The 6505-nt window shown below is 68.7% G+C and carries 7 protein-coding genes; 5 read left to right on the top strand and 2 right to left on the bottom strand.

Annotated features, from left to right (window positions below; translation table 11 throughout):
- Both INR38_RS27080 and INR38_RS27075 read left to right on the top strand, forming a co-directional pair.
- A partial coding sequence (locus INR38_RS27080; RefSeq protein ID WP_207476028.1) for a phospholipase A occupies positions 1-831 on the top strand: 831 nt, incomplete at its 5' end.
- 167 nt (positions 832-998) lie between these two features.
- Positions 999-1451, top strand: a complete 453-nt coding sequence (locus INR38_RS27075; RefSeq protein ID WP_012202483.1) for a hypothetical protein — start codon at positions 999-1001, stop codon at positions 1449-1451.
- Between the two features lie 23 nt (positions 1452-1474).
- On the opposite strand, the gene INR38_RS27070 is transcribed toward INR38_RS27075, so the two are convergent.
- Entirely contained in the window at positions 1475-1945 is a 471-nt protein-coding gene (locus INR38_RS27070; protein ID WP_034397960.1) for a universal stress protein, read from the bottom strand.
- A 135-nt stretch (positions 1946-2080) separates the two neighbouring features.
- Here INR38_RS27070 and tgt point away from each other — a divergent pair, with 135 nt between their 5' ends.
- Positions 2081-3253: a tRNA guanosine(34) transglycosylase Tgt gene (gene tgt, locus INR38_RS27065; RefSeq protein WP_012202481.1), complete on the top strand. Its 1173-nt coding sequence runs from the start codon at positions 2081-2083 to the stop codon at positions 3251-3253.
- A 44-nt stretch (positions 3254-3297) separates the two neighbouring features.
- Here tgt and INR38_RS27060 read toward each other — a convergent pair whose 3' ends face one another.
- Positions 3298-4248 (bottom strand): LysR family transcriptional regulator, encoded by a 951-nt coding sequence (locus tag INR38_RS27060; protein ID WP_207444455.1) that lies wholly within the window; start codon positions 4246-4248, stop codon positions 3298-3300.
- Positions 4249-4359: 111 nt separating this feature from the next.
- On the opposite strand from INR38_RS27060, the gene INR38_RS27055 reads away from it, so the two are divergent.
- Both INR38_RS27055 and INR38_RS27050 read left to right on the top strand, forming a co-directional pair.
- Positions 4360-5490 (top strand): aryl-sulfate sulfotransferase, encoded by a 1131-nt coding sequence (locus INR38_RS27055; protein WP_013800306.1) that lies wholly within the window; start codon positions 4360-4362, stop codon positions 5488-5490.
- Positions 5487-6485, top strand: coding sequence for a tripartite tricarboxylate transporter substrate binding protein (locus INR38_RS27050; protein WP_207444456.1), 999 nt, complete (start codon positions 5487-5489; stop codon positions 6483-6485). Before INR38_RS27055 ends, INR38_RS27050 begins: the two co-directional genes overlap by 4 nt.
- Positions 6486-6505: the final 20 nt, after the last annotated feature.

Raw genomic sequence — 6505 nt, 5'->3', positions numbered from 1 at the left:
GAGCTGTCGCGCTACTTCGAGCTGGAACCGGGCAGCGACTGCGGCACCTTCAGCTTCCGCGGCTACCGGCCCATGTCCGTGTCCGTGGTGACGGCCGACCATGTCAACCGGCAGCCCACCACGCCCGGCAAGGACCCTGCGCAGTCGCAGCCCTACAAGACCGAGGAAATGCGCGTGCAGCTGTCCGTGCGCACCAAGGTCGCCCAGGGCCTGCTGACCAGCAGCACCTCGGCGGGCAAGGACTCGCTGTGGGTCGGCTACACCCAGCAGTCGTACTGGCAGCTGTTCAGCCCCGCCATCTCGCGGCCCTTCCGCAACACGGACCACGAGCCCGAGATCTTCTACGTCTACCCCACCGATGCCCGGCTGCCCTTCGGCTGGCGCTGGCGCTACAGCGGCGTGGGCCTGGTGCACCAGTCCAACGGCCAGAGCGATCCGCTGTCGCGCAGCTGGAACCGCTGGTATCTGATGACCGGCTTCGAGTTGGACAACCGCTGGCAGCTGCACGCCAAGGCCTGGCAGCGCATCCGCGAAAGCGCCGAGCACGACGACAACCCGCGCATCCAGGACTACATAGGCCGGGGCGAGGTGAAACTGGGCTGGAACGTCAATGCACAGAACTATCTGGGCTTCACTGCGCGCGGCTCGCTGGGCCAGGGCCGTGGCTCCGGCCGCGTCGAATGGCTGCGCACCCTAGGCGAAGGATGGAACGGTGGCAAGAGCAATTTGCGCCTGCATGTCCAGCTTTTCAGCGGATACGGTGACAGCCTGATCGATTACAACTACAAGCGCACCGTGCTCAGCGTGGGCTTCAGTCTTCTGGACTTCTAGAAGACCGGCCCTCGCGGGGCACGCTTTGCCGCTTGCCCTTTGCGGGGAAGCCCCGTCCCGCTGGCTGCATTGCCAGCGGCCGGGGCCATGCGTCAGAATGCGCCGATGCCCCGGGCCTTTTCAGGCAGGCCCGGAACCCGCCCCAGAACGAACCGCGGAGGTCCGCCATGGATTTGCAATACCAGCTCAAGGCCGGCAGTTACTGCCTGTACGACATGCGCGAGACGCCCAGTGCCATCACGGGCGAGCGCCGCTGCCGGCTCAGGACCGAGCTGGTGGCCATTGCCTTCGACCTGGTCACGGGCCAGGTCCATGAGCATGGCTCGCCCACGCGCATCCATGCCTGGGCCCTGTGCACGCGCAGGCGGCTGCGCGCGGCCGGCGACTGGGACCAGGCCGACAGCATCGTCGTGGTCTCCGGGCCCCTGCCGGTGGATGAGATCAACAAATGCCTGGGCATACGCGGCTACTGCCGCCGCATGTTCCAGCGCCTGGCCAGCCTGCCGCACGGCAAGCTGCAACCCCACGCGCATGCGCACGCTCATGGTGCCTACGGAGCTTACGGCGCCCATGCAGGCCGGCACCAGTCCCATCAGGGCCAGCAACGGCGGGCCGCCTGAAAGCCCGCGCGCGCGGCACCCCCTCACTCGGGACCCAGGTCCTCTTCCCCTTCTTCATCGTGCGGCTCGGCATGCTTGACGATGGTCACGGGCAGCCGGCTGTTGCGTGCCACCTCGCGCGAGACCGAGCCGATCAGCACGCGCCGCAGGCCGCCCTGGCCCAGTGCGCCGATGATGATCTGCTCGCAGCCCGTGCTCTCGGCAATGTCGGCCAGCGCGGCGGCGGGCTCGCCCAGGCCGATCTCCACCTCGTAGGAAATGCCGGCCGCCCGCACCAGGGCCACGGCCGGCGCCACCAGGTGCATGCCGGCGTCCACGCTGGCGGCGGCAATCATGTCCGAGTCCTGCGTGGCCAACTCGAACAGCGAGGCTTCCTGCTGCACATGGGCCAGCACGAAATGCGCCTGCAGGCCCTGGCGCACCAGGGAGATGGCGTGGTGCACGGCATCCAGCGAGGGCTCGGACCCATCGACGGCAATCATGATCTTCAGCATGCGGACCTCCTTTTTTGTAGCTGGCGAATCGCAACCACCCCAGTGTAGACGCGGGCCGGCTAAGCCGGACGGGCTCCGGGGACAGTCACGGAGCGTCCGACACGCACATGCGGCCATCTGGGACAATGGAGGGCTATGCTGCAATTCGACCTGCTCAAGACCGATCCCTCCAGCCACGCGCGCCGCGGCCAGCTCACGCTCAACCACGGCGTGGTGCAGACACCCATCTTCATGCCCGTGGGCACCTATGGCACCGTCAAGGGCGTGATGCCGCGCAGCCTGCAGGAGATGGGCGCGCAGATCATCCTGGGCAACACCTTCCACCTGTGGATGCGCCCGGGGCTGGACATCATGCAGAGCTTCGGCGGCCTGCACGGCTTCGAGAAGTGGGACAAGCCCATCCTCACCGACTCGGGCGGATTCCAGGTCTGGAGCCTGGGCGCCATGCGCAAGATCACCGAGGAAGGCGTGCACTTCGCCAGCCCGGTCAACGGCGACAAGCTGTTCATGTCGCCCGAAGTCAGCATGCAGATCCAGACCGTGCTGAACTCGGACATCGTCATGCAGCTGGACGAATGCACGCCCTACGAGACCAACGGCCACAAGACCACCGAGGCCGAGGCACGCAAGAGCATGGAGATGAGCCGCCGCTGGGCCAAGCGCTCCAGCGACGAGTTCCAGCGCCTGGGCAACCCCAATGCGCTGTTCGGCATCGTGCAGGGCGGCATGTACGAGAACCTGCGCGAGGAATCGCTGCAGGCCCTGGTCGAGATGGACTTCCCCGGCTACGCCGTGGGCGGCGTCTCGGTGGGCGAGCCCAAAGACGAGATGCTGGCCATCATGGCCCACACGCCCCACCGCCTGCCAGCCCACAAGCCGCGCTACCTGATGGGCGTGGGCACGCCCGAGGACCTGGTGCAGGGCGTGGCCGACGGCGTGGACATGTTCGACTGCGTCATGCCCACGCGCAATGCGCGCAACGGCACCATCTTCACGCGCTATGGCGACCTGAAGATCCGCAATGCGCGCCACAAGACCGACCACCAGCCGCTGGACCCCAGCTGCACCTGCCATGCCTGCGCCGGCACCAGCGGCGTGAGCTGGGAGCAAGGCGGGCGCGACGGCTTCTCGCGCGCCTACCTGCACCACCTGGACCGCTGCGGCGAGATGCTGGGCCCCATGCTCACCACCATCCACAACCTGCACTACTACCTGAACCTGATGCAGGAAGTGCGCAATGCGCTGGAGGCGGGCAACTTCACTGAAATGCGCGCACGCTTCAAGGCCGAGCGCGCCCGGGGCGTCTGACGCCCCGCAGCCGATCGTTCAGGTCACTCAGGTGGCCGGGTCGCTCAGGTCGCCAGGTCCTTGAGCGACCAGGACACGCCGGTCTCGAAGCCGGCGCGCATCTCGTCGGCCACGCGCTCCAGCTCGTCCAGAAACAGCCGCATGGCGGCTGCCTTGGTGTAGCCGATGCGCTGGTACAGGCAGCCGGGCAACTGCGCACCTGCGTCGTGCAGGGACCGCCAGAGCAGGCGGCCGGCCGCCACATCCTCGGCCACGTTGTCGGGCACCAGGAATCCCAGGGCCGTGCTGCCGGCCACCAGGCGCCGCACCATGGGCACGGAGCTGGTCTCCACCAGCGGCCGCTGCTGGTGCAGGGCCGCGCTGTCCATCTGCTCCAGCATGCTGCGCAACTCCATGCCCGGCGCCATCAGGATCAGCGGATAGTCCACGCAATCGCGCAGGCGCAGCAGGCGCGGCTCGGTGGCCAGCGGATGGCCGGGGGCCATCACCGCGCCCAGCGGCTGGGGCCAGGCGCGCACCTCCTGCACTCCGGGCGGCGGCGGGCGGCGCAGGCAATAGGCCACATCGATCTCTCCCTGCGCCACGCCGCGCAGCAGCTCCTCACCCGTGCCCGAACGCACGCTGAAGGTGATGCCCGGATAGCGCCCGTGCAGGCTGGCGATCACCAGGGGCAGCAGGTACTCGGCCGTGGCATGGGACACGCCCACGCGCACATGGCCCCGGCGCAGGGCGCGCAGGTCCTCCACCTGGGCCAGCGCGTTGTCGAAGTCACGCTGGCTGCGCCGCACGGCCGCCAGCATCAGCTCCCCGGCCGTTGTCAGCTGCATGCCGCGCGGCAGGCGGTCGAACAGCGGCACGCCGACCTGGGCCTCCAGATTGAGGATTTGCTGGTTCACGGCGGCCGCCGTCAGGTGCAGCGTGACGGCGGCCTTGCGCACCGAGCCACGGCGCGCCACCTCGTCAAAACAGCGAAAGGCCTGGGAGATTGCGGGCATGGCGCGGAGTGTAAATTTTTATCTGACACCTCATCCAAAACAAACAGCTATTCCTGACGCTTGCGACTGCCTAGAGTGGCGCTCATTCCCGGCCTCCTTTGAAAGCAGCCCATGGCAAGCACCGTAGACCAAGTCACCCAGCGCCGCCGCGGCGTCGGACTCATCGCCCACGACCCCGCCCTCTCGGCCGGCGGCTACACCCTGATCGCGCCGCAGACGGCCGACGGCCATGTCTACCTGGTGGACATCGAAGGCCGCGTGGCCCATGAATGGAAGCTGCCCGTGCGCGCGGGCCGGCACGCCGTGATCCTGCCCAACGGCAACCTGGGCTACAACGGCAACCACCCCCGCTCGCCCGATCGCTATGCGCCATGGTCCATGTGGCATGGCGGCGATTTCTACGAGGTCACGCCGCAGGGCGAGATCGTCTGGCGCCACGAGGACCCGGACCACCACCATGACGCGCAATGGCTGCCCAACGGCCATCTGCTCTATGCCGCCTGCGCGCCCGTGCCTGCGGGCTTTGCCGAGCGCGTGCCCGGCGGCACCGCGCACGGGCCCGGCGAGGTGATGTACGGCGACGTGATCCGCGAAGTGGACCGCAGCGGTCGCCTGGTCTGGGAGTGGAAGGCCTGGGAGCATCTGGCGCCCGAGGACTTCCCCATCCACCCGGGCTTCGGCCGCTACCACTGGCCGCTGGTCAACGGCCTGGGCGTGAGGGCCGACGGCAGCGTGCTCATGAGCCTGCGCACCACCTCCGGCATCATCGCCGTGGACAAGGCCAGCGGCGCGGTGACGCTGCACATTCCGCCGTCGGTGGTCTCGCACCAGCATGCGCCCGTGGCGCTGGACAACGGCCACATCCTGGCCTTCGACAACGGCAACTTCCGCGAAGGCGCCCATGTGGCCTTCTCGCGTGTGGTGGAGATCGATCCTGCCGACCACCGCGTGGTCTGGAGCTACCAGGACGAGATGGTCAACGCCTTCTACACCGCCTTCATGGGCAATGCCCAGCGCCTGTGGAACGGCAACACCCACATCACCGAATCGGCCACGGGCCGGCTCTTCGAGGTCACGCCTGCGGGGGAGGTGGTCTGGGAATACATCCTGCCCTGGTTCGCCGAGTACCCCGATGCCGCAGCACGCCGCACCGGCCCCGGACGGCTCAACAGCGTGTTCCAGACCTGGCGCTATCACGCAGACCAGCTGCCCTGGCTGGGTGCCGCAGGGAGGCTGTCATGAGCCTCAGCCGCAGGCAAATGGCGGCCTGGATGCTGGGCGCGCCCTGGCTGTCACAGGCAGCCCGCGCGTCCACGGCTGGGGCCGACGCCTGGCCCAGCCAGCCGCTGACCGTGGTCGTGCCCTTTTCGCCGGGCGGCAGCGTGGACGTGGCCGCGCGCCTGGTCATGCCGCGCCTGGCGGAGCGGCTGCGCCAGCCCGTGGTCATAGAAAACACCGTGGGCGCCTCGGGCACCATCGCCACCCAGCGGGTGATCAAGGCCAGGCCGGACGGTCATACCGCGCTGTTCGGCGTGGCCAGCTGCGTGCTCATTGCGCCGCTGGTGTCGCCAGAGCGCTTCCGGTATGACGGCCTCAGGGAACTGCTGCCCGTGGCGCCCGTGGCCTCTTCGGCCTTCGTGCTGGCAGGCCGCCCCGACCTGCCGGCCACCACGGCGGCCGAGCTCGTGCAGCTGTCGCGCCAGCAGCCGGGCAGGCTGACCGTGGGCACCGATGGCGTGGGCACCAGCCTGCACCTGACCGCAGAAATGCTCCAGCAACAGGCCGGCCTGTCATGGACGCATGTGCCCTACAAATCCGGCCCGCAGGCGCTGACCGAGCTGGCGGGCGGGCAGATCGACCTGGCCGTGCTGCCCGTGGCCCTGGTCCAGTCCTTCGTGCGCGAAGGCAAGCTGCGCGGCCTGGGCGTGACCTCGCGCCTGCGCGCCGCCACCTTGCCGCAGACACCCAGCCTGCAGGAAACGCCGGTCTGGCAGTCCTTTGATGTCGAGGCCTGGCAGGGCCTGCTGCTGCCGGCCCGCACCGATGCCCGCATTGCCGAGCGCCTGGCCCGCGAGACCGCAGCCGTGCTGGCCGAGCCGGATCTGGTGCGCAAGCTGGCCGAGGCCGGCTTCAAGCCCATGGCCATGGAGCAAGCCCAGTTCATTGCCCACCTGGAGAGGGAGAGAAAGCTGCTGGAGGCCACGGTGCACGCCGCCCGCATCCACGGAGCAGGCTGATGCCAGCCGGGGTAGCCGGC

It is taken from the genome of Delftia sp. SD018 (genome assembly GCF_017355445.1).
In the GTDB taxonomy this organism is placed as follows: domain Bacteria; phylum Pseudomonadota; class Gammaproteobacteria; order Burkholderiales; family Burkholderiaceae_C; genus Comamonas; species Comamonas acidovorans.
Note: the sequence above shows the minus strand (reverse complement) of the source record. Positions and strands in the feature narration are given on the sequence as shown.